General features: G+C 38.9%; 27 protein-coding genes and 2 pseudogenes. 14 read left to right on the top strand and 15 right to left on the bottom strand.

Translation table 11 applies throughout. From position 1 onward, the window contains the following. Positions 1-102 precede the first annotated feature (102 nt). From ACFFGV_RS01270 to ACFFGV_RS01250, 5 genes are all read right to left on the bottom strand, one after another. Entirely contained in the window at positions 103-327 is a 225-nt protein-coding gene (locus ACFFGV_RS01270) for a hypothetical protein (RefSeq protein WP_377344748.1), read from the bottom strand. 41 nt (positions 328-368) lie between these two features. After that, positions 369-761, bottom strand: a complete 393-nt coding sequence (locus tag ACFFGV_RS01265) for a hypothetical protein (RefSeq protein WP_377344747.1) — start codon at positions 759-761, stop codon at positions 369-371. Positions 762-830: 69 nt separating this feature from the next. Next, the gene (locus tag ACFFGV_RS01260; RefSeq protein ID WP_377344746.1) at positions 831-1487 is read right to left on the bottom strand and encodes a DNA alkylation repair protein; all 657 of its coding nucleotides are present in this window, start codon (positions 1485-1487) and stop codon (positions 831-833) included. Between the two features lie 177 nt (positions 1488-1664). Continuing rightward, positions 1665-2552 carry a patatin-like phospholipase family protein gene (locus ACFFGV_RS01255; protein WP_377344745.1) on the bottom strand — a complete coding sequence of 296 codons (888 nt, stop codon included), beginning with the start codon at positions 2550-2552 and terminating at the stop codon, positions 1665-1667. Positions 2553-2903: 351 nt separating this feature from the next. Next, a complete protein-coding gene (locus tag ACFFGV_RS01250; protein ID WP_377344744.1) occupies positions 2904-3047 on the bottom strand; it encodes an FbpB family small basic protein in 144 nt (47 codons plus the stop codon). A gap of 102 nt (positions 3048-3149) precedes the next feature. Here ACFFGV_RS01250 and ACFFGV_RS01245 point away from each other — a divergent pair, with 102 nt between their 5' ends. After that, the gene (locus tag ACFFGV_RS01245) at positions 3150-4313 is read left to right on the top strand and encodes an aminotransferase A (RefSeq protein WP_377344743.1); all 1164 of its coding nucleotides are present in this window, start codon (positions 3150-3152) and stop codon (positions 4311-4313) included. 41 nt (positions 4314-4354) lie between these two features. Beyond that, on the top strand, positions 4355-4471 hold the full coding sequence (locus ACFFGV_RS01240) for a DUF6254 family protein (RefSeq protein WP_377344742.1): 117 nt from the start codon (positions 4355-4357) through the stop codon (positions 4469-4471). Positions 4472-4720: 249 nt separating this feature from the next. Here ACFFGV_RS01240 and ACFFGV_RS01235 read toward each other — a convergent pair. Next, positions 4721-4894 (bottom strand): annotated as a pseudogene (locus ACFFGV_RS01235) (transposase); the annotation flags it as partial. A gap of 139 nt (positions 4895-5033) precedes the next feature. After that, complete coding sequence (locus ACFFGV_RS01230; RefSeq protein WP_377344741.1) at positions 5034-5222, bottom strand: Spo0E family sporulation regulatory protein-aspartic acid phosphatase; 189 nt, start codon at positions 5220-5222, stop codon at positions 5034-5036. Between the two features lie 395 nt (positions 5223-5617). On the opposite strand from ACFFGV_RS01230, the gene ACFFGV_RS01225 reads away from it, so the two are divergent. From ACFFGV_RS01225 to lepB, 3 genes are all read left to right on the top strand, one after another. Continuing rightward, positions 5618-6427: an ATP-grasp domain-containing protein gene (locus ACFFGV_RS01225; RefSeq protein WP_377344740.1), complete on the top strand. Its 810-nt coding sequence runs from the start codon at positions 5618-5620 to the stop codon at positions 6425-6427. A gap of 42 nt (positions 6428-6469) precedes the next feature. After that, positions 6470-6814 (top strand): PilZ domain-containing protein, encoded by a 345-nt coding sequence (locus tag ACFFGV_RS01220; RefSeq protein ID WP_377344739.1) that lies wholly within the window; start codon positions 6470-6472, stop codon positions 6812-6814. 112 nt (positions 6815-6926) lie between these two features. Beyond that, entirely contained in the window at positions 6927-7448 is a 522-nt protein-coding gene (lepB, locus tag ACFFGV_RS01215) for a signal peptidase I (RefSeq protein WP_377344738.1), read from the top strand. Positions 7449-7497: 49 nt separating this feature from the next. Here lepB and ACFFGV_RS01210 read toward each other — a convergent pair whose 3' ends face one another. From ACFFGV_RS01210 to ACFFGV_RS01200, 3 genes are all read right to left on the bottom strand, one after another. Further along, entirely contained in the window at positions 7498-7644 is a 147-nt protein-coding gene (locus tag ACFFGV_RS01210) for a YvrJ family protein (RefSeq protein WP_377344737.1), read from the bottom strand. Positions 7645-7705: 61 nt separating this feature from the next. Then, positions 7706-7921 carry a DUF2922 domain-containing protein gene (locus tag ACFFGV_RS01205; RefSeq protein WP_377344736.1) on the bottom strand — a complete coding sequence of 72 codons (216 nt, stop codon included), beginning with the start codon at positions 7919-7921 and terminating at the stop codon, positions 7706-7708. A gap of 33 nt (positions 7922-7954) precedes the next feature. Next, entirely contained in the window at positions 7955-8173 is a 219-nt protein-coding gene (locus tag ACFFGV_RS01200; protein ID WP_377344734.1) for a DUF1659 domain-containing protein, read from the bottom strand. Positions 8174-8673: 500 nt separating this feature from the next. On the opposite strand from ACFFGV_RS01200, the gene ACFFGV_RS01195 reads away from it, so the two are divergent. The 4 genes from ACFFGV_RS01195 (at position 8674) to ACFFGV_RS01180 (ending at position 12748) form a co-directional block, all read left to right on the top strand. After that, positions 8674-9828, top strand: a complete 1155-nt coding sequence (locus ACFFGV_RS01195) for a zinc ribbon domain-containing protein (RefSeq protein ID WP_377344733.1) — start codon at positions 8674-8676, stop codon at positions 9826-9828. Between the two features lie 20 nt (positions 9829-9848). Then, positions 9849-11024 (top strand): S1C family serine protease, encoded by a 1176-nt coding sequence (locus tag ACFFGV_RS01190; RefSeq protein WP_377344732.1) that lies wholly within the window; start codon positions 9849-9851, stop codon positions 11022-11024. Between the two features lie 289 nt (positions 11025-11313). After that, on the top strand, positions 11314-11835 hold the full coding sequence (locus ACFFGV_RS01185; protein WP_377344731.1) for a DoxX family protein: 522 nt from the start codon (positions 11314-11316) through the stop codon (positions 11833-11835). Positions 11836-11998: 163 nt separating this feature from the next. After that, entirely contained in the window at positions 11999-12748 is a 750-nt protein-coding gene (locus ACFFGV_RS01180) for a sulfite exporter TauE/SafE family protein (RefSeq protein WP_377344729.1), read from the top strand. Here ACFFGV_RS01180 and ACFFGV_RS01175 read toward each other — a convergent pair. Then, complete coding sequence (locus ACFFGV_RS01175) at positions 12741-13265, bottom strand: hypothetical protein (RefSeq protein WP_377344728.1); 525 nt, start codon at positions 13263-13265, stop codon at positions 12741-12743. The two genes, ACFFGV_RS01180 and ACFFGV_RS01175, sit on opposite strands and share 8 nt — an antisense overlap. Positions 13266-13384: 119 nt before the next feature. Here ACFFGV_RS01175 and ACFFGV_RS01170 point away from each other — a divergent pair, with 119 nt between their 5' ends. From ACFFGV_RS01170 to ACFFGV_RS01155, 4 genes are read left to right on the top strand one after another with little or no spacing between them, the layout of a single operon-like run. Next, entirely contained in the window at positions 13385-14182 is a 798-nt protein-coding gene (locus tag ACFFGV_RS01170) for a carotenoid biosynthesis protein (RefSeq protein ID WP_377344726.1), read from the top strand. Beyond that, positions 14139-14798: a lysophospholipid acyltransferase family protein gene (locus ACFFGV_RS01165; RefSeq protein WP_377344725.1), complete on the top strand. Its 660-nt coding sequence runs from the start codon at positions 14139-14141 to the stop codon at positions 14796-14798. Before ACFFGV_RS01170 ends, ACFFGV_RS01165 begins: the two co-directional genes overlap by 44 nt. Positions 14799-14810: 12 nt before the next feature. Further along, the gene (locus ACFFGV_RS01160) at positions 14811-15926 is read left to right on the top strand and encodes a glycosyltransferase family 2 protein (RefSeq protein ID WP_377344724.1); all 1116 of its coding nucleotides are present in this window, start codon (positions 14811-14813) and stop codon (positions 15924-15926) included. Continuing rightward, on the top strand, positions 15923-17392 hold the full coding sequence (locus ACFFGV_RS01155) for a phytoene desaturase family protein (protein ID WP_377344723.1): 1470 nt from the start codon (positions 15923-15925) through the stop codon (positions 17390-17392). Before ACFFGV_RS01160 ends, ACFFGV_RS01155 begins: the two co-directional genes overlap by 4 nt. A 63-nt stretch (positions 17393-17455) precedes the next feature. On the opposite strand, the gene ACFFGV_RS01150 is transcribed toward ACFFGV_RS01155, so the two are convergent. Genes ACFFGV_RS01150 through ACFFGV_RS01140 form a run of 3 tightly spaced genes read right to left on the bottom strand, consistent with a single transcriptional unit; the run spans position 17456 to position 21317 of the window. Then, entirely contained in the window at positions 17456-18304 is an 849-nt protein-coding gene (locus tag ACFFGV_RS01150; protein WP_377344722.1) for a phytoene/squalene synthase family protein, read from the bottom strand. 11 nt (positions 18305-18315) lie between these two features. Further along, positions 18316-19791 carry a phytoene desaturase family protein gene (locus ACFFGV_RS01145; RefSeq protein WP_377344721.1) on the bottom strand — a complete coding sequence of 492 codons (1476 nt, stop codon included), beginning with the start codon at positions 19789-19791 and terminating at the stop codon, positions 18316-18318. Beyond that, the gene (locus ACFFGV_RS01140; RefSeq protein ID WP_377344720.1) at positions 19788-21317 is read right to left on the bottom strand and encodes a phytoene desaturase family protein; all 1530 of its coding nucleotides are present in this window, start codon (positions 21315-21317) and stop codon (positions 19788-19790) included. Before ACFFGV_RS01140 ends, ACFFGV_RS01145 begins: the two co-directional genes overlap by 4 nt. A gap of 292 nt (positions 21318-21609) precedes the next feature. On the opposite strand from ACFFGV_RS01140, the pseudogene ACFFGV_RS01135 reads away from it, so the two are divergent. Then, positions 21610-21693, top strand: a pseudogene (locus tag ACFFGV_RS01135) (YjcZ family sporulation protein); the annotation flags it as partial. A gap of 136 nt (positions 21694-21829) precedes the next feature. On the opposite strand, the gene ACFFGV_RS01130 reads toward ACFFGV_RS01135, so the two are convergent. Then, complete coding sequence (locus ACFFGV_RS01130) at positions 21830-23806, bottom strand: EAL domain-containing protein (RefSeq protein WP_377344719.1); 1977 nt, start codon at positions 23804-23806, stop codon at positions 21830-21832. Between the last annotated feature and the right edge of the window lie 17 nt (positions 23807-23823).

The following is a 23823-nucleotide window of genomic DNA, read 5'->3' as shown; positions in this document are numbered from 1 at the left end:
TGAGCTGCTCTCCCCTTATGTATATATACCTATACTCCACTTTTTAAATAATTACTGATAATCGTTTTCCAAACATAAAAAATCGATGGCTGCCCATCGATTTCAGTCGTTTCGAATGATGACATACACTATTAATCCTAATATCGGAAACAACAGCGTACCTATTAATACAATTAGGGCAAATTCTTTACTTTTCCCTTTACGCTGCGCATCTCTGTATGCCCATATACTGGTAACTATGTTTACTAAAATAACAATGATACTTACAAATATCACTATGCCCAGGACAAGTCCAATCGATCCAAACATAACCGCAGACAGTATCAAAATATCCCTCCTAAAGGAAGAATGCCCTTATCCTTTCCGATTTATTTTTGTATAATCGATTTTTTTCGATTTAATGAAGAGGGCAAGGAAGCAGATGCATTTTGTTTATAGCTTACCCATTTTTCAAAGATATGCTTACATAGAAGAACAAGCCCAAACAACACAATTGCAAATACTGCCTGATGCATGGAAAATACTACTCCTAAACTAACCGAGACAGAGAGAATAATCATAGATGTTAGAAAATAGGCAAGGAAACGATCCCACTCCCATTTCATGGCTACATATATAATTGGGCGTATAATACAATAAACCAGAATGAGGGAAACACACGCTAGAAGGAAAGGAACAGAGAGTTTTTCATATCCCATAACGATTACATCCCTCCACCCTCCATTGCTAGGGTTACTAACTGAACTATAGAGAATGACCACACAACAACCTCCATTGTAATTAAATATGTTACCAGTGTAGACGGTCATCCTCTGAATTATGCTTCGTTACTATTTTTGTTTGCGTCTTTGATTTTGCAGCCATTTTAAAGCTTCTCTTTCGCTTAACTTGGCTAAGGATTGACGGGCAACAAATGATTCAACTGCTTCGCTATCTGTTTTGGAGTATTCCCGTAATGCCCAGCCAATAGCCTTTTCAATAAAAAACTCATTCTCATCCATGCATTCCTCTATTAGGTAAAATAATAAATCTTTATTCGTCTTATCTTTGTATTTTAATTGCGTGAGTAGTGCTGTTCGTCTTACCCACATATTTTCATCCGTAATCCATTGTTGTAGAGTAGAGGATAGCAGTTCAGGGTAATGTTGGAAGTATGCACCTGACATATGACTTGCAAGATGATCTACTGTATCCCACCACGATTTATGTGTAACGAAATAGAGTATATCCTCTTTGGCTGTGATAGGAAGGTTTTTCTTTTGCTTTTCGAAAATCGCAAGAGCAGCATACTGAAATTCTCTTTCACGTCTTTTCCATAAAGAATATACTAAATGAATTGATTGCTCATATGGTAACTTTCCTGCAGTTCGTAAATATGGTGATAAAACCTCTTTCCGCTGAGGGCTTTTGATGCCATAAAAAGGGAAATGGTGTTTCATATAAGCTTCCATAGCTGGTCTATTCTCTTCTGAAGCTGCCTTTTTCAAACCTTCTTCTATTTGGGCTACTATCGACTCACTCAGAACAATCCCTCCTGCTATAACTAATTTCTAGATTGCAATGACCTATTGGCTGACAAGATGAAAAAAGCTCGTAGAAGCATACTACAAGCCGTTACTAACAAATAATCGTTAAGCTCTTTTAGAAGCCTGGCAATCAAAATGCTATACTTCCGCTAGCTCCTGTGAGGTATCCTTATGAAGAAACTCCTCCAATGCTTCCTTATGACGGGCAGCATCTTCATATCCTTGTTCATAGAGAGCGTGCAATTTTTCTTTATTCCGCTCCACTCGACTTACATGAAGTGGCTCGGTTGGGCGGATAATATATGCTTCTCCCCTCTGCTCCATTGCTTCTATTTCCTTTGTACTTTTATTATAGTGAATATGGCGATTCTCCAATGCTTTAATCAGCATAGGAAATTCCTTATATTTTTTACGAAAGAACCATGGAAATTTCATTCTTTGCTTTTCGTAACCTTCGTTTCTTGTTAGTACAATTACATGCTTTTGGTTTAAAGCATCCAGAGAAGGCTGTATCGGAATTGGATCAGCTATCCCTCCATCTAATAAATGTCGCTCTTCATGAGGGATTATAGGTGCGATAAGAGGCAAAGAACTAGAGGCTCTAATTAACTTTAGTAATGTGTCCCCACTGTCAAACGCTTGATAATACATTGGCTCACCTGTTATAACATCAGTCGTACCAACTGCAAACGTTTGTCCTTTCTGAACACTATGAAAGAAGGTGTCATAATCAAAGGGCACTAGTTTGTTTGGTAATGTATCAAAAATAAAGTCCATTCCAAACAAACCTTTTCTTCGCAGCACATTTCGATACGATATGTATTCAGGATGATCTCCATAGCCAACAATGACGTCATAATTACGCCCTCTTTGTTTAGCAACGTAGGAGCTACCATTACACGCACCTGCTGATGCACCTACGACAAACGGAAAATGAATATCTTCATCAAGGAAGAAATCCAGTACTCCAGCAGTATAAGCACCACGCATACCTCCACCTTCTAACACTAATCCAGTTTTGTCCATTATGTATCCTCCCTTTATTACTTAGTATAACAATAATTTCCGTTTATTATAATGGACATGCTCAAGTACAATGTTGCATTGGGTAGGGGATTACTGTGACATTGAAAGGAAAATGAAGAGAATACTGTACTAGAAATTCATAAATAATCAGTAGTGGTTCCGGATAAGGAGTGTTGCTTTGATCCAATTTTACTCACTATCAGTAAGGATTGTTTCATTTTTCTCTTTTCCTTTAGGAAGAAACACTTTACACTGTTTCATATGGATTATATGAAGAGATGAAGGCACAATGGAAAAGTACAACTAAAAGGCAGCTGTACTTTTCCTTTCTATCTATGTCATGTGTCGCAGCTAACTGGATGGTGTAGTCTTTTGCATAGTCATGTGCCGCTGATCTAATCTTTTTTCCACTGCACTCATTGCGCGTTTATCTGCTTGAATTGCTTTTTTATTTTGTTGAACTAATGCCTCAAATGAAAGTGTTTTAGATCGCATCCTAATGCTCCTTTCCAGTAAATTCAACTACATTGTAACAAAATGCGACAAAAAATTATGTGAAAATTATATAAACATTCTGTTAATTTTGGAGGTACATTTATGAAACATTTAATCAATCCACGATTACAAGAAATTGAAATATCAGGAATCCGAAAATTCTTTAACATGGTGTCTGGCAAAGAGGACATGATATCTTTAACTATTGGACAGCCCGATTTCCCCACACCTGACCATATTAAGGAAGCAGGCAAACGAGCTATCACTGAAAATCATACTACCTATACTCATAATGCGGGAATGCTTCCACTAAGAGAAGCGATTTCTTCGTTTGTCGAACAGAAATACAATCTCTCCTATGAACCAAGGGATGAAATTATTGTAACAGTAGGAGCATCTCAGGCAATTGACATAACCTTTAGAACTATCTTAACTCCAGGTGATGAAGTGCTGCTTCCAGCTCCAGTATATCCAGGGTATGAACCGCTTATAAGACTAGCTGGGGCCACTCCTGTATTTGTCGATACAACGAATCATCAGTTTAAATGGACACCTGAGCTATTGGATGAGCATATTACGGACAAAACCAAATGTATAGTATTTCCCTACCCATCCAATCCAACAGGTGCAACCTTGTCTCAACAGGAAATGGAACATTTAGCAGCTTACCTAAACGACAAGCAACTATTTCTTTTGTCAGATGAAATTTACAGCGAACTCACCTATGAAGAAGATCATACGTCTTTAGCCTCATTTGAGGATTTACGAGACAAAGCGATTGTTATCAATGGCGTTTCCAAATCCCATTCCATGACGGGCTGGAGAATTGGGTATGTATTAGCACCGAGATGGTTTGCGCAACAATTGCTAAAAGTACATCAATACAATGTTTCTTGTCCCTCTTCTGTAAGTCAGCATGCAGCTTTAGAAGCTATTGCATATGGCCGGAAGGATACGCTGGAAATGAAAGAAGCATATCAGCAGCGTCTTGACTATGTTTATGACCGTCTGCAACAAATGGGACTAGAGCTAGATAAGCCTGGAGGAGCCTTTTATTTATTCCCTAAATTCCCTATTAATGATATAACTTCATTTGACCTCGGGTTAGACCTTGTAGAACAAGCAGGGCTTGCATTAGTGCCTGGAGATGCCTTCTCGGATTATGGACAAGGATATATGCGCATATCATACGCTTATGATATGGATACCTTAAAAGAAGGAATGGACCGATTAGAAAGCTACTTGAAAAAACATCCACTTATATAAGTTCTCTTCCCTCACACACTAATAGGAGAAGGGGTGATGACATGAGTGTTCAAAAACGACGAAAAGAAAGAGCCCTTCGTCAACGCAAAGAAAAGCAAAATCCTCATGGTAAAGTAAAATCATTTGAGGAATTAGTGGAGGAAGAAAAGAAAAAGTAAGCAGTGCTCCTGCTTACTCAGCTTGTAGAGAAACCCCCTTGTTTCCTACAAGCTTTTTTCATGTATGCGGGCTGGCAAATACCACTCGCTTTCCGCGGACGAACGCCCGAGCCTCCTCGTGAAACCCACACTCGGGGGTCTCGGATCGCCCGTTTTTCCGCAGGAGTCTCCTGGTATTTGCCAGCCCTTCACCGAAAAAGACTCTCCTTCACCTAACACACCCTTGATAGGTGAAGGGCAATCTTCTTGAGGATCAAGTGAGGGACGACCATTGTCTTCAGAATAGTAAGATCGCACTTTTTCTGGAATGAAGGAGAAGTCTATGTACCGATCGATTTTACGGAGGAGATGGTCTTCAGGAACAAGCTCTTCAATCGTGACCATTTCGATTTCATTTTGACGCTCTTTTTTGGATTGAAACATCGAATCACCTTTCGTTAGAGAATATATAACTATTATAACAAATTAACGCGGTGAATAATGAAAGTAAAAAGAAATAAATAAGGCTGTCCAAACTTTCTCGACAGCCTGAGTAAGCAGTGCTCCTGCTTACTTTTTCTTTTCACAATTTATGTAGTTTCTGTTCTCTTTGTTGTAAATCATACTTATTGAGTAAATAATCTAGCTCTCGACTAATCGCCAATGACTCTTCACTGGTAAACCCTTTAACTGTAGCGACTTTGATCATACGATTACGCAACGATTCTATTCGCTCAGCCAATTGATGACTTGTCATAATTGTGTTTGCCACAGCAGGGCCTCCTCTCAATCATATGATAACCTTTTTACACTTCATATATCTTTCATTTTACATGACCTGTACAGTTATTGCACATGCAAACATCGCTTTCCACTATTTTCTTATTTATGTACTTCCCTATAGACATAGACCTTAAAGGCAAACGTTTGCTCTGGCTCGTTCAACAACTTGCCAATTCTTGTATAATGAACCGTTATTCATTATCGCACCCTTCTTGTGATATGTAAAGGAAACCGCAAAATTAGACAAATAATTATATTTACATACTTTTCTCCCTCTTCTCTCCCCATTAATTCGACAAAAAAATTGATTGCTTTTTCGTCAGTTTCTATCTATAATTTTTATGATTTAATAAAATTTGAGATAAAATGGAAGTGAGATATGCAGTGAAATTTGTTACTTTTCAACCGCTAAGAACCATCAGTATTCCTCAAGTAACCTATATTAAACCAGAAGACACGTTACAGCAATTGACTGTTATACAAGAGGCAGATGTATTGTTATTCCCCGAAAAATGGCAATTACCCATTTTAGTGGATGGGCTTCACAAGCCTATATTCCCTAGCTATTCCTCTATAAACCTTGGACATAACAAAATCGACATGACAAGAGCGCTACAGGCTATCATACCTGACCATGTTCCTTATACTGAAATTCGTGGTAATACAGATAGCCAGGCAGAGGTCATACTAAGCTTATTCCCATTTCCCTTTGTAGCAAAGCTTGCACGAAGTTCAATGGGTAATGGTGTTTTTCTAATACGAAGCCACCAGGAATTCGAGGCATACCGTAAGTGTACAGATACCCTTTATATACAGGAATACCTTCCTTCAATGAAAGAAGCTAGAATATGCTATGTAGGAAATGACATTGTAAGTAGCTATTGGAAAATAGGAGAAGGTGGTCAATTCCATCATAATATAGCCAAAGGTGGATCCTTATCCTTTGATGCTGTTCCTAAAGAGTGTTTAGATTTGGTTAGAAGGGTTGCGGAAACATTGTACATTAATCATGCTGGATTTGATGTACTAATAATCGATGGAACACCGTATATATTAGAATTCAATGTATTATTTGGCAACCAAGGTTTAATAAAAAACGGACAGCGGCTTGAACAAGTAATCTATGAATATGTGAAAACCACCTTCTCTACCCCAGAGCCTACTTCCCCTTTTACAGGAAAAAGAATTTCCTGATAAAATATGGCATATAGACTGTCAATAAGGAGGGGAAGCACTATGTACTACAAGCGTAATGAACCTTTTCGGTACACATTTGGAACACCCTTACTTGGGAGAATACAACCTTTACATCCCAAAGGGAATCCTTTTGAAATGAAAATTTTGGACCTTAGCCAACATGGATTGAAAATAGAATTACAACAAAATAGTGAATGGTCGAAAGAAACAACAGTACAGGTCCGATTCTCTCTTTTAGACGAAGAATATGCAGCGGAGGGTACGATTAAATGGCTCAAATCCTACGGCAGTACAAAGCAGTACGGTATCGATTTAGATACTAGTGAGGACTGGAGAAAATCATTAATAAATGCTTTGAAATCAATAGCCAGGCAACAATTGTAGTCCGTGAACCATCGAATGCACAATTTTAAATCAAGTACTTTTTCCTCTTTCCATATGTGGTACTATAAAAGTACCTGATTCTTGAGATAGTAAGGAAAGGAAGAGATTCTCCATGAGCCAGCATGTAAGAAAGGAAGCGTGGGAATGGTTAAAAGCCATTGCTATAGCTTTCATTTTAGCCTTCGTTATCCGTAACTTTGTCTTTGCAACATCTATTGTAGAGGGTACTAGTATGGATCCTACACTAGAAGACGGTGAGAGGGTTATGTATAATAAGATGATTTACATGGTAGGTGAACCTGAACGTGGAGATATAGTCATCATACAACGACCGAGTAAAAATTATGTAAAAAGAGTGGTCGGACTCCCAGGAGATACCATTCAGGTAAAGGAACATCAATTATATGTAAATGGTCAGCGAGTGAAGGAAGATTACTTAAATCAGCATGCTATTCAACAAACAAGTGATTTCCCACCTCGGTCTATTCCAGAGGGGCATTATTTCGTTATGGGAGATAATCGAGACATTTCTAAGGATAGCCGTAATGGCTTAGGGCTCGTTAAAAGGGAAGAAATGATTGGAAGATCTGAATTAGTAATCTATCCTTTTGAGGATTGGCATATGACCAGATAAAGACAAAAAGGCTGCATCGATTAGGATGGAGCCTCTTTCTTTATTCCTATTAAGACTTTGCTTTCAGTTGCTCTGCAAGCGAGTGGATACTGGAATTTAACATGTCTAGCTTTCCCTCAATGCGATGCATTAAATAAAATGTAACCACAACAGGAAATCCAAATTCCGATAAGACCGCAATCCATTGCTCCCCCATAGTATAACTCCTTTCATCCATTATAGAAAAAGGGAAGCGCTCCCGCTCCCCTTTCATACCATTATAAGGTGATTTCTGTCACAGTTCTTTCCACAATTCTTGCTTCTTTTTTAGATACCAATTCTCCTCCACTGGAGAAGAAGCATCCTTGGTTAATTATTTCATCCATCGCAAATTGAACGGCAGCTGGATCCACAGGTTCAATTGGCGTATCAAGAGAAAAAGTAACGGTTTTATTATCCTCATTCAGGAATTTCAATTCAAGCTTCTTAGACATCGAATCTCTCCTTTTTTTCAGTTAGTCCATTATTTAGTTCTGTAATTCTTTTGAATCGTTTCGCTCTACTGCATACAATGGATGCTGCTGCAATGCTACTAGAGCATTAGCCACTGCCCAAAGCTGATCTGGGGTAGCATCTGTTTTTACGTTATTAAAGTTTTTGTTTTTCAGGATCGGATTACCTTTTTCATCGGTTCCGTTTTCCAGCACAAGCTGTAGCTGTGAGTTCATTACTGTTGAAGTTGCCATTTGTTCATCACCTCCTTTCACCTTAATAATCGTCATGACCTAGAAAAAAGGTGCCTATCTTGTTGAAACTTTTTTACAATTCAAATCGTCATACATATTGGAATTTTTTTGATAGACTATCACTATAGAATAACCTTAATTTAGTAATGGAAGGGCGTATGGAATAGGTTTCGAGGATTACATAAAAAAAAGCCTACCCTGTTGGGTAGACCTTCTCATTTATTAACCATTGTCAAACATGCAGTAACCAATGTTAACTAGCAACACAATGACACATATTGTGCCGAATATAGCTTCATACATGTGCTCCACCTCCTGCATTTGGTTCCTATGTACTGTACCAGTAGGATACATTATACTTTAACGGTTACATCCTTATTTTAGCACATGTAAAGCCCTTCTATGAATATAAATTCCAACATGTAACACAGATTGGGTACTGTTAGACATGGCAGCCTTTTGCATCTTAGTTATAATTTACAGACAAAGCAGGTGATTAGATGGCTTATTGCCCTTATTGCGGTACTCCCACCTATTCAGATGAAGAATACTGTATAAAGTGCGGCAAACATCTTCCAATTGATTTAGAAGCACGAATGAAACAAAATGAACGAGGGTTTAACCGTTGGTGGTTTCTTCCTTTAGCTGTATGTGCATTGTCTATCATAGCATTAGGTGCTTCCTATTTTATGTCCGAAATGAGCATTACATCCGCCCAAGAGAAATTTAAAAAAGGAGAAACACTGGCTCTAGATGGAAAATATGAAAAAGCCCACTCCTATTTTGAGGAGGCAGCAGATTTAGCGGGCTCTTTTACAGCCGCAACAGAAAACCAGCATCTCATGAACTTGGCATTACATGTAGAGAAGCAAATGGATCAAGCAAAGAAAGAAAAAGGAAACAAACAGTATCAACTGGCTCTGCAAACCTTAGCCGATGCTGAAAATGAGCTTAGAAACTTAAATGGAGAAGTGGTTACTGAATTAGTGCAATCTATTGCGAATGCAAGAAATGATACAAAAGTAGAGCAATTACAACAAATAATGAACAATGAACCTAATATCGAAAAGCTTCAATCAATTATATGGCAAGCGGAAGATATCCAAACGGATGAAGGTAAAGCATTAACAGCTCAAATAAAAGAGCAAATTATTTCCTACGCTGCTTCACATGCGAATAATAAATTAAAGCAGAAGCAATTTTCAAAAGCACGAGATTATGTAGAGGATGGCTTACGATTCGCTCCTGAGAGCGACAAGCTTCAGAGTCTGAAAACAACGATTGAAAAAGAAAAAACCGCTTTTGAAACAGCACAGAAGCAGCGCATTGAACAAGCTACGAATGCAGCAAAGAAAGAACAAGAAATGAATAAAAACGATGCTATTGAGGTTACTGCAATTGACGGCAAGAAAAATCAATATGGAGATTTCATTGTCAAAGGAGAATTGAAAAGCAGTGCAACCGTTCCGCTTACTTCTATTTCAGTTACCTATACATTACGCGATGAAAATGGTGAAACGGTGCATACCAATAAGGTTTATGCCTATCCTGATACTCTCTTCCCCGGGGAAAAGGGGAAATTTGAATATACTCATTATGAAGCAGAGGATGGGATGGAAATTTCAGTAGATCAAGTATCATGGTTTTTACAATAAGTGAACGCGGAGTGTTTTACATGAAGAAACAACGAATGATAATCCCATTAATTGTAACAGTACTTATTATTGGATTAACCTGTATAGGTGCCTATTGGATGAATGACCTTGTAAATCAAGATGCAATCAAAGCTACTAGTACTCTAGCCCACGAAATACAACAGGAGAGCTCTAATGGAAACGATTTAAAAACAGTAATTCATAAAGCAGAAAAGAATGTGGTGCAAATTGAAGCCACTGGAGGCGATTGGGAGAATATTGGCTCCGGATTCCTTATTAACGATAAAGGGGATATTGTTACAAACGCTCATGTTGTCAAAGGATCGGAAAGTATTCTAGTAAAAACAGCAGATGCTAGAACTTATCCTGCTGCCATTGTGGAGATTGGCAAAGAAACAGACATTGCCCTACTGCGCGTACCTTCCTTATCCAATAGAACACCAGTGGAAACAGGGCAAGATGTACAAGCAGAAATCGGCGATGACATCGTTGCAGTAGGAAGTCCATTAGGACTACAAAACTCTGTTACGATTGGTATAATTTCCGGTAAAAATAGGGTATTTGAAATTGATGATTATCGATATGTTAACGCTTATCAGATATCAGCACCCATTACTAATGGTAATAGCGGAGGCCCCCTTATCCACCGTCCAACTGGCAAAGTGATTGCTATTAATTCAGCTGGCACGGAAAAAGGAGCTATAGGATTTAGCATCCCTCTGGCCGATATTATGCCGCAAGTGGAGCAATGGTCAAAGGCAGCAGAAAATAAAGATTTACATTACGGCAGCATTGGTCCTTCCACGAACATCAGTAAGCAGCAGATGAAAGAAGACGCCCGGTATTTATTTGGCTATTTCAACGAAAGCGTACGGATTAGGGACTATATAACAGCATACTCCCTACTTGGCAGTGAACTCCAAAAAGAACAAGACTACACGTCTTTTCGGGAAGCGTATGTTCATACTATAGGTATAAGTGTTTCTAATCTTGAGGTAACGGTTGATGAGGACAATAGAGCTACAATTACTGCTAAAACGGAGCATATTGTGCGACAGCCAAATGAAGATAAACAAACCATCGTATATAATGTCGTGTACTCTATCGGTTATGAGAATGAACAATTAAAAATATTGGAGATGAAGGAAGAAAATATATCTCCATCTTCTACTCAAAAGGTAGAGAGTCAACCATAAAGAAAATAAAAGAATGAGAAGGAAGGGGTTCCCTCAACTCTCCATACAAAAAAAGTATTATGTATGGAGTTAAGAAACTGTTGGAACGCCTCCCCCTCCTTCCAAGCATGAATCTCGTTTCCTTCTCATACTGCTGCAATGATGGTACACCAACTCAGACACAAAAAAGACAGAAATTCTTGAACAATATGTGAAATATTTCACAATTTCCGCTTTTTCTCTTCTTATCATGCTACACTTTACCTGTAGAAAGGATTTCATCATAATGAATGATAAGGAGTGATTGGTTATGTTTACCACATTCGTAAGAGAAAATAAAACAATAGCCGTTCTGTTAACCTTCCTTAGAGTATGGTTAGGATATCACTGGATTACATCCGGATTTGGCAAGGTTACTGGTTCCTTTGATGCTAGTGGATTTATGGAAGGTGCCATTGCTAAAGCGACCGGAGAACACCCTGCTGTTCAAGGTTGGTGGGCTTCTTTTCTAACCCATGTAGCACTTCCAAATAGTGATATTTTCAGCTTTCTGGTGGCTTGGGGTGAGTTGCTTGTAGGAATTGCACTTATTTTAGGTATATTCACCACCTTCTCTACTCTTATGGGAGTTACGATGAACTTCGCCTTTTTATTTAGCGGGACAACTAGTACAAACCCTCAAATGGTTTTAATAGGAATGATATTACTGGTGGCAGGATTTAATGCAGGAAGATATGGATTAGATCGATGGGTAATACCGTACGTGCAGAAAAGGGTTCATCATACTACTCCAACTGATAAGAACCTAAACAAGGAAGCAACGCTTCACTAACCAATACCTTTCAACCCGCAAATTCATTTGCGGGTTTTCTTATTGATTCCTACATCCTATAAATAGGATTTAATGACAGTTCATAAGAGGATTTATTTTCCTAGGATGGTATTGGTTTGATATAGTTAACGGTATATAACAGTACATCAAGGGAGAATGCTTTATGGTTTTAACTCATATACTCATCATTTTAACTGTAGGGGTTTTAGCTGGCTTTATTAACGTGCTAGCAGGCGGTGGTTCCCTAATTACATTACCTGCCCTCATATTTTTAGGACTTCCCTCTGCTACTGCAAATGGAACGAACCGTATAGCTATTTTAGCTCAAAACATCACAGCCATCAGTTCCTTCCGAAATAATGGTATATTCCATTGGAAATTAGGGTTGTATTTAGCATTCCCTGCTGTCATTGGCTCCATTGCAGGCTCCAAGCTAGCTGTGGAGCTTTCAGACGAGTTATTTAATCGCATATTATCAATAGTAATGATACTGGTCCTAATAACGATTGTGATAAGGCCACAAAGATGGTTTAAACAGACTTCCTCCCAATTAACAAAAGGAAAATTAAGTATACTTTTTATCGTCTTTTTACTTGTCGGCTTTTATGGAGGGTTTATTCAAGCTGGTGTTGGCTTTGTTATAATAATGATGCTTACTCTAACAACTACATTAAATCTAGTACACATGAATAGTTTAAAAGTATTTATTGTGGCCATTTACATCTTATCCTCCCTCATCATATTTATTGTCAGTGGACAAGTCCATTGGGGTTACGGTGTCACATTAGCTGTAGGAAACAGCATTGGAGCCATTATTGCTAGTAAGGTTGCTGTAAAACAAGGGGAAGGCTTTGTTAGAGTTGTCATGATAATAGCTGTTATCGGAATGAGTATTCGTTTATGGTTCACATAAATAATTCCACAACACATAGCCGCGAATCAGGGTTATTTGTACTACAAAGAATATTCCATGTATCAGGCTTCGTACACCAGCCTCTACATGGATCAGTTGTCACGTTGGTCTTCATTTCTATTGGTAGATCCATTGGGGCAAACAATAGTAACGGAGAGCTGATAGTACCTGGAGCAAGCCCACTATGAAGTACATCTCCATAGAGTGCTCTACTAGTTACATATTCTTTCTCTTGCAGATTAGCTATTTGTAAATAAGCTTCCCCTGCAGGAGGTCTTTTTAATGGTACAAAAATGACCTCTGGGATATTAGTTTTGGAATACAGCAAGTATAAACCAGCTTTCCCCATTCGATTATCTAACCCATTACCACTCTTTACTATTACATTCTTCCCTCCCTTATAAATCTGTTGAAACAATAGCAGCTGGTTATTACAATAAATCGGGATGGCAGAACAGAGATTTACAATGATACTATCCTCCATTCCCACAGAAGAAGATAATGTATGACACTGCACTATGGTAATACCTCCTTCTTCTTTCTCTATTATTATTTTCTGGAAAACATTAAAACTGCCAAAACGGAAGCAAATAGTTTACAATAATCTTAGTTTGGCTTTAAAGGGAGGCAACTTTCGTGAGTACTGGGATATTTCGTTTTTATGTGATTTGGTTTTGCTGCGGATTTCTATTATTAACCTTCGATATTCTCCCTCCTGCTCTGGAATGGGCTAACGCTGTATTCCTTATGGCAGCAGGTTTATTAGGAGGAATATATTTTTATAAACAATATGGTGCACTTAAAGGTCTATTGTACAGTGGAGCTGTATTCGTTATTTCCATTCTCGTAGAATATTTGGGTGTCCAATTCCAAGGGTTCTTTGGAAATTACTATTACAATAATGATTTTGGTCCAATGATTGGCGGCGTTCCTATTACAATTGGCTTCGCATGGTTAATGGTAATGGCGGGTGCTCACGAAATATCTTCCACGCTAGTGAGGCGTCTTTCTTTTGGATGGTACGCTGTCTCCTTTGTCATCATCGGAGGATTTCTGGCAATCAGCATTGACCTTATCCTTGACCCAGTCGCCTATCAAATAAAAGAATATTGGGTATGGCAGGAGGATGGGCCCTATTACAATATTCCCCTTTCTAACTTCACAGACTGGTTCTATCTTGCCATTTTCTTTCAAATCTTAGCTTTAGTTATGTTTCAAAAACAAAAGCCATCACAGCCTGTATGGCAAACAAGAGCTGTATTTGTATTTTTCAGCATAACTATCATGTTTACCTGGCTTGCTTTGTTAGAAGGCTTATATGGAGCTGTGATGTTAGTCACTTCACTTACTAGTTTATGGATACTACTATACTTACAAAAGAGGGGTACTAATGATTCCAGCAAAGAAGAGCATATTTTGGGAAAAAGGGTTTAACCTGTTTGTTACAAGACTCGTTAAGCATTACTTTAATAATATATATATTCAAGGCTCCCCGCCGATATCGACACAACGAACATTATTTCTTCCAAATCATAGTACTTGGTGGGACCCAGTTATTATCTTTTTACTTAACCGTCATGTTCTTCAAGCGGACAGTTATGCTATGATGCATGAGAGTGGATTAAAAGATGTTCCTATTTTCCAGAAAATTGGTGCATTTTCTGTAAATAAAGAGAGCAGAAGAGATATTCTTGCTTCCCTACAATATGCAAAAGAACGCTTAGAAGAAGGAAAATCAGTGTGGATGTTTCCTCAAGGAGATGAGCATCACCTGGAACAGCGACCTCTCGCTTTTCAATCAGGCGCAGCCTATCTAGCTAAGAAAGTAGAAGAAATACAAATAGTACCAGTGGCCCTGTATTATACGTTTCAATCAAGTAGAAAGGCTAACGTATATGTGTCATTAGGAAATGCCATTCATCCAATGGACTCTTCCTTAAATAAATCTGAATGGAATGCGCATTTAGAGGTAATATCCACTGCGCTTTTAGATAATGTGAAATCAAATATCATCCATCACAATACAAAGGATTACTACCCTTTACTGTAGAAGGAGCGGAGAATGCATATGTATACAGTATTAGCTGTGTTCAGTGTACTGGAAGGCATCTTGCTCGTATGGCTCATGTGTAATACCTTCTTTTTACCAAAATTACCAAGCGAGGAACGAAAGACTACCACCTCAGAGCTTGTCTCTATCCTTATACCACTTAGAAATGAAGAAGCTCATGTTCCTGACTTAATAGTAAACCTGAAGAGCATAACCTATCCAAACATTGAAATCCTCTTACTTGATGATCAATCTACAGACGCCACCAAGGCACTACTAGAGGAGCATATACAGGGTGACAGCAGATTCACCATTATCCCTGGAGTCCCTTTACCAGATGGTTGGAATGGAAAAGTTCATGCTTGTCACCGTTTAAGTAAGCAAGCAAGGGGTGCCCATCTTTTTTTTATTGATGCAGATGTAAGGGTATCAGCTACCATTGTTGAACAAACTCTTGCGTTTATGAATAATAATAAAGCAGATATGATTAGTGGATTCCCTCGCTATATTACTAAGCCACTAGTGCAATTACTCGTAACGATGCAGCACTTTATTATACAGCTTCACCTTCCGCTATTCCTCGCTAATAAAACCGGGCGTACCTCCACTACTGCAGCATGTGGTCAATTTATCGCCTTCAAGCGTTCTATTTATGACTATATTGGAGGACATAAAGCCGTTTATGCTTCATTATTGGAGGATGTAGAGTTAGCACGACTCGTAAAAAAGCATAGCGGTCGTATGATTCTTGCTAATATAAGCGACAATGTAGAATGTTATATGTATCCATCCTTACAATCTGCGTGGGAAGGGTTTACGAAGAACATTTTTGTGGGTATTGGAAAATCAAAAGCAGGAGCGCTTACTCTTTCTCTATTTTACTGTCTATTCTATGTTATGCCTTTCATGCTGTTCCTATATTCTTTAGGGACCGATTTTTATTATGCGATACCTTTTTTAATTATCGTATTACATAAATTAGTGGTGGACCTAAGGAGTAGGACAAACCCACTCTTTTCTCTTGGGATTTCCCTATCTGCTGTAATGTTGATGGGTGTTTTATGGTCCTCTATGTATAAAGCCATTACTGGCAAAGCTTACACTTGGAAAGGAAGATTCTATTCATGAAAGACATCATTATTGTTGGAGGGGGGTTAGCTGGACTAACGTCCTCCATCTATCTTGCATCAGCAGGTTATAACGTTACTATATTAGAGAAAAACAGCCACTTCGGTGGAAAAATGATGGATGTAAATGTAGGAAGCTATCATTTTGATTTTGGCCCTAATACCATCACCATGCCTCATGTATTTCAACAGGTTATGGAGGAAGCAGGGTTAAATTCAGAAGATTATTTCTCGTTCCAACAATTAGAAACACATACTCGTAATAGCTTCGGAGATGGGTTTTCATTTGATTTGTCCTCTTCTCATCGCTATATGCTGGAGCAGCTTAAGCGATTAGATCCAAAAGGAGCGAACAGTTACAAGCAATTTATTCAACAGATTACAAGGCTTTATAGCTATTCTGAGCAACACTTTCTACATCGAACCTTTGAGTCTTGGCAGGATTATTTATCTCCAAAGCTCGCCTCCGCTCTTATGAAGGTTAAGCCCAATATTTCCATGCACGATTTTATGAAGCAGTATTTTGAAAACCCAAAAATCATTCAAGCTCTGGACAGATATGCAACTTATATTGGCTCAAACCCTTATGTGGCCCCAGCAACCTTTGCTATGATTGCTTATTTAGAATTAGTGGATGGCGTGTATTATGTGAAAGGTGGTAACACGAACATTGCTAAAGGATTAACTGCTGCTGCTGAGAAGCTTGGCGTTAACCTGTATCCTAATACTCCTGTTTCAAAGCTAGTCATAAAGGATAAACGAGTCACTGGTGTTACACTTCATAATAATACTACCCTTGAAGCGGAAGAAGTCATCATGAATGGTGATTTACTGAAGCAATACCCTGAACTAGTGGAGGAAAGTGCAAGGCCCCACTTCACTAATAAACGGGCAGACAGCTATGAGCCTTCCATATCTGCCTTCGTAATTCTGGCAGGGCTAAATAAGCAAATGGATGGTTTACATCATCACCATGTATTTTTTACTAAGAACTATGAAAAGGAGTTTAAACAGCTCTCTGATGGTTATTACCCATCCTCCCCAACCATCTATGTATGTACGTCCTCTAAGACAGATCCACCTGTATCACCTGATGGGGACAATTGCTTTATTCTAGTAAATGCGCCTGCACTTACCGACAATGGCATAACACTAGATAAGGAAGCATACAAGCAGCGAGTTTATGATCGGTTAAAAGCATTCGGGCAGGATATTCAGCCACACGTTGTAGAAGAGCAGGTATATACTCCTGAAGACATAGAAGAACAATTTGGTTCCTATAAAGGCTCCATTTATGGACCGGCCTCTAATCGTAAGGTAGACGCTTTTCGGAGACCCTATAATAAATCACAGGATCTAGAAAACCTATATTTTGTCGGAGCAAGCACTCACCCTGGCGGAGGATCCCCTATGGTGGTGTTAAGCGGGAAAAATGTAGCTCATTCCATCATTGAGAAAGATAAGTAATCTAATCTATCCCCCATAACAAAACCCGTCTAGCAAGAAAATCTAGACGGGTTTTGTTGATTATTATGCTTTTAGAACATTCATGTTACCTAAGATGACTTTCTTTTGCTCATCGCTCACAAAGTTTCTTTCATGGAATACTTGATACTGATTTTCACGAATAGCTTCTAGGATAGCTTGATAGAGGTATGCTGCCCCTTGAACTGGGGTTCTTGAATATAGTGGGTACTCATGAATCGTTTCGAGGGCTTGTTCATAATGCCATTCTGCTTGCTGAGCCAAATCTTCCCACAAGCGTATAAAAGCATTATTTATTTCCCGATTTACCAAATCAGTATAGGAATATCCATAACGTTCCATCATCTCTTCAGGGATATATACTCTTTCTCGCTCTATGTCTTCCCCAATATCTCTAAGAATATTAGTTAGCTGCATGCCTTTACCTAAATGGATAGCTCCTTCCTGCAACTGCTTCTCCTTACCTGGAGCAATAATCGGAAGTAACATGAGCCCTACAGTAGAGGCAACCAAATAACAATACGTTAACAATTCCTTTTCTGTCTTCACATAATGTGCATCTATATCCAGTCGTTGTCCTTCAATCATTTCCTGAAAGGGAGCGGAATCCATATCAAATCGGTCAAATACATCTTTAAGGGCTATCCACATCGGATTTTCAGAGGGTATAGTTCCTGTTAAGAATATACGGAAATTCTCTTCGAACTGAGCTAATTCTACAGTAGGATTCTCTCCTTCATCTACAATATCATCCACTTCGCGGCAAAAGGCATAAACAGCCCAGACCGCTTGCTTTTGCTTCTTTGGCAAGAGGGCAAATGCTTTAGAAAAAGTCTTGGAATGAGCTTCAATGATTTGTTTACAGTAATAGTAAGCAGACTGGGTTTTATTCAACGTTTAGCACCTCACTTATGTTGTAGTATAGCATAAGATGGCTCCATAAGATAATCTGCTAGCAGCTTCGCTCCCTGCATGACAATCGGTACTCCTCCACCTGGGTGGATTGACGCACCTACCGCATATACATGGTCAATCTGATAAGGTTTCAGCTGTGGTCTAAATACACCAGATTGAAATAAAGTAGGGGCAATGCCAAAGCTACCACCACCGAAAAGACCCTCCTGCTGTGCTTCTTTAGGTGTCTTAATTTTCATCCAGTTAATATGGTTACGCAAATTAGGGTATCCTCTTTCTTCCATGAGCTGGATAATCCACTGTGCATAGTCTTCCTTGTTAGACCAATCTATCTCCTCCCCAGAAGGCACTGGGACGAGAGTGTAAAGAACTCCTTCGCTCGTTCCTGCCAGGGAATCGTCTATTATAGATGGATGGAATGTATAGAAGGATGGGTATGCTGGTACACGCTTGTGCTGGAACACATCCTTCATATGCCCATCAAAATCTTCTCCCATAAAGAAGCGGTGAATGGATGGCTGCTCATAAATTGTATCTAATCCCATATATAATAAGAAGCATCCAGAGGAAGGAGTGTAGGAGCGATTCAATTTATATTCATCCGCAACAAGACGATCCATCATTGGAAAATCTCCATTTAACACTATGTCGTCGAACGGCACCTTCTTCCCGTTTACGATCACCCCATCACAGCTGCCATCTTGGATGGTCAATCGTTCTACATTCGCCTGCGGTACAATCGTTACTCCTCTTTGTTGCAGCTCTTCTGTAAGAATTTCTACTAGGCTTGCATACCCACCTTTTAAATACCATATTCCGTGCTCATGCTCACTATAGGAAACAAGAGAATATAATGCTGGAGACGCTTCTGGGTGCCCACCAATATATAACGTTTGCAAGGCATAAATATTTTGCAATGCTTCGCTTTTAAAGTACTGTTTCATTAACCGTTTCACATGTTGATACGCTTTCAGCTTCAATAACGCCTTCATATTTTTTCTAGTGAAGAAATCCTTCTTATTGACGAAATGTTGTTGGAGGAATTGTTTTTCTCCTAATGTATATCTCCATTTCATATCTGCAATAAAACGGTCAAACCCTTCCCCTTCTCCAGGAAATAGCCGCTCAATTTCTTCACGCTGCTTCTGCATATCACGATATTTAGTCAGCTGTTTTCCATTCATATAATCTACAGTATAAAGAGGATCACATTGGATTATTGGAAGCTTATCCTTTGTAATACCGCCTTCCTCTAATATAGAAAGGAGCATGTCAGGCAATAAAATAATCGTTGGTCCCTGATCTATTCGATCACCATCATTTTCAACAAATGATAACCGGCCACCCATCCTTTCTCCCTTATCAAATATAGTAATCTTGTAATTGGAATCCTTTGATAGTAACAGTGCGGAAACTAAAGATCCAATTCCACCACCTACCATCCCGACGTGTTTGGTTGATGTCATGCTTCCTTCACCTTCTCTCCTTCTGCAAGCCACGCTGCAGTTATTCGTGCAGATTCTAAAATAGTCGGCAGTCCGCTTCCTGGATGGGTTCCTCCACCTACAATCCAGCAGTTATCTAATTCGTTAAAGCGATTATGTGGTCTAAAGTACATCATTTGGGAGAGCTGATGTCCGAGATTAAAGGTAGCCCCTTTATAGACATTATAATCCTCTTCCCATCCGCGAGGTGTCAATATTTTTTCTTCTTCAATGATATCTTCCGACAGGTTAATACCTGTTTTTTCTTTTATTTGCTGAAGAATTAATTCGCGAAATGCCAGCTTCTCTATTTCCCAATCCACCTCAGAGAAATTATTAGGTACTGGTGCCAATATATAGAGAGCGGATTTCCCTTCTGGAGCCAAAGACTTATCAGTAACAGAAGCATTATGAATGTATATCGATGGATCAGATGATAGAGTAAAAGATTGTGTAATCTCCTCCACATTCTCTTTATAATCCTTTGAGAAAATAATAGAGTGATGTGGCAGATTGATATTCTGATTAACACCGAGATACATCATAAATGTTGAACAGGAATATTTCTTCTCTGCCATCTTCTCTTTAGAGTATTTCTTTAAAACTGGCTCTTCCACGAGATGCTCCATAGCGTGAGCAAAGTCTGCATTGATGACTACATCATCTGCAACTACTTCATCCCCATTCTCCAGTTCAATTCCATTTACCTTGCGGTCAGATAAAATCAGCTTCTTCACGGGGCTGTTTAAATGGATACTGCCACCATGCTCCTTTATTACCTTAGCCATAGCTTTTGAAATTTGATTAACACCGCCGATAGGGTGGAAAACGCCATACTCATGTTCCATAAAGGAAAGAATAGAAAACGCTCCAGGGCACTCCCAAGGAGACATTCCTAAATATTTTGCTTGAAAAGTGAAGGCAAGCTTTAGTTGTTCTTCATCAAAATAATCTGACAACACATCATATAATGATTTTCCTAATGCTAAATGAGGTAACGCCTTTAACGTTCGTGGTCTTACATAATCTATCAGTCGATGGTGGCGGTTTTGAAGCATAGGCATTAATGCGTTCATTCGTTTACGAGTCTCGTTCATAAAACGTGTATAGCCTTGTTCATTGCCAGGAAAATGTGTTGAAATTTGGGACGTCATTTTTTCTGGGTCACGGTACATGGTTAGCTGTTTATCTTCAAAGAAAAGATCATACATCGGATCTAATTCCTGCAGGTTTAGATAATCGTGCATGTTACGGTTTGAGGCTTCAAAGAGCTCCTCTAAAATGTGCGGCATACTAAAAAATGTCGGTCCTACGTCAAACCGATAATCCCCTAGCTCTAGCATGGCATTTCGGCCACCCACCGCTCCTTGTTTCTCATAAACGTGGACTTCAAATCCTTTTGCAGCAAGGAGCATGGCAGAAGCTAAACCGCCTGGTCCTGCACCAATAACTATTACTTTCTTCAAACCGTTCACCTCCGTACATGTAGTTGTACATTTGTTATACATTAATTATACACGCACCCATCTATAAGTTCAATAAAAATACATTAGTAAAATATCTCATTGTTACTCCTCTTACTAACTTTCAACAAAAAAGGTATGACTCAGCAATGCCTTCTTTCTTACTGAGCCATACCTTAGACTATTTCAATTGTTCTTTAGCTGATTTTTTTTAGAAAAATAGGTGAATACCCATACGCATTTGTCATGCTTTCATATAGTAATCGTGTAAACGAATCAGGAGGTGAAAGGAATGGGCTATGGATATGGTGGTTACAGCTACGGCTGTTGTTACCCTACTGGCGGATACTACGGGGGATTCGCACTAATCGTCGTACTATTCATTCTTCTCATCATTGTAGGAGCAGCTTTTTATTGCTAAAGCAAGCTTAAAGCCAGCTGCAGGGCTTCCTAATTATAGCCCTTAATTAGCTGGCTTACATAAGAGGAATAGTAATACTGTACAAAAAACGTCCAGACTACCTTATCCTGGACGTTACTTTCTTCATCATAGTCCTTCAATGCAATTTGGAAAGAACCTGTTCAAGATGGGTAGCAGGTAATGGCTTATGATAATAAAAACCTTGCATTTCGTCACATAATTCCTGCTTTAAGAAGGTAAACTGCTCTCTTGTTTCCACTCCCTCAGCAATAACCTTCATATTAAGGGAATGGGACATGTTTATAATTGACTTCACGATTGCCTCGTTATGTTTGTGAGCATCATGAATAAACGCTTTGTCTATTTTTAATTTACTTACCGGAAAACGACTTAAATATTTGAGCGAGGAATACCCTGTTCCAAAATCATCAATTGACACATGTACACCAAGGTTTCGAAGCTCATATAACGTTTGTAAAATGTCTTCTTCATGAGACATTGCCATACTCTCCGTAATTTCAAGTTCCAGATACCGCGGGGATAACCTGGTTTTTTCCAGTATGGCTTCTACTTGCTCCACCAAATCTGGTTGATGGAATTGCTTTGCAGATAAATTGACAGCTACAACGACAGGGCTGTATCCCTGATATTGCCATTCTTTATTCTGACGACACGCTTCCTTAAGTACCCATTGACCTATTTCTAGTATGAGGCTTGTTTTTTCTGCGATGGGAATAAAGGTTGCTGGTGAAACATAACCCATATCAGGGTGGTTCCAGCGAAGTAATGCTTCCAGCCCAACACAATTACCGGACATTAAGTCCTTCTGCGGCTGATAATGTAACTCGAACTGATTATCTTGCAGCGCTTTTCGCAGATCCGTTTCCATCTTGAGCATAGCTTTAAAATCCTTCGAAATGGATGACTCAAATACTTTGTAGTTATTACGGTTATTTTTCTTAATAACATTCATGGCAGAATCTGCATGTTGAATAAGTTCCTGTTCATCTCTTCCATCCTCTGGAAAGTAACTTATCCCGATACTTACTGTCGTGTACAATTCGGTATCTCCAATATATACAGGATCTTTGAACGTGCCAATAATTTTTCTAGCAAACCGTTCAGCCTCTTGCTTAGATTGGATATTTCTTTGGAGAATAAGAAATTCATCTCCGCCCATTCTAGCAATAAACGTATATTCATCTAATAGAAATCGGAGACGTTCAGCGCAAAGAGCTAAAAGTTTATCACCAAATTCGTACCCCATAGTGTCATTAATTTGCTTAAAATAATCAATATCCATAAAATAGACTGCTAATTGTTGACAGTTATGAGAAGCTTCCATAATAGCCTGCTGTAAAGTTTGCATAAAATATGCTCGGTTTGGCAGATCCGTTAACTTATCATAATAGGCTAAGAACTCTACTTGCTTTCTGTGTTGAACAGTTTCTGTTACATCTCTCAGAATAGCCGCCCTAATCGCTTCCGTTTCAGAGGAAAAAGGTTGAGCCATGATCTCCACATATAGAGGAGAACCATCCTTTTTGACGCCTTCTAATTCATACGGCGCATCAGGGGTCTCTGATAATTTCTTCATTAAATAATGCTTCTGTCTCGGGGAAACTAAATCATATAAAGATATATGTCTTAATTCTTCGAAAGAATAGCCAAACATTCTGGCAAAGGTTTCATCACATTCTACTATATGACTATAATTATGAAGCACGACAGCTTCTTGACTCACAGTTGAGAGATTATGTATGTCGTCATGACTTCTTTCTAATTTAGAGACTTGTTGGAGCAGCACACAATAGGCTGCTCCCATATTAGAGTTCGTTAGCTTCAAGCATTGGATGTAAAGAAACATCCTACCATTTCGAAGATCTAATGATTTTTTCTTCTGGTTATGTGCTTTCAGTTGGTTGAAAGAGTTATATGATAGGAAAGAATGAATATATTCAAAATTGGTAAAGCTTTTTTCTGCCAAACGGATAGCAGATACATTTCTATCTACTATCCTACCGTCCTCGTCTACGAAAAAAACTGCATCACTTACGTGTTTTAATAACCAATAGTGACGAAGAGGAGTCAATCCACTTGCTGGTTGCGACATTGTGTATTCCCCCTACA

The sequence above is a fragment of the Pontibacillus salicampi genome (assembly GCF_042434395.1).
Classification (GTDB): domain Bacteria; phylum Bacillota; class Bacilli; order Bacillales; family BH030062; genus Pontibacillus; species Pontibacillus salicampi.
The sequence above is the reverse complement of the archived record's forward strand: the minus strand, read 5'-3'. Positions and strand labels throughout refer to the sequence as shown.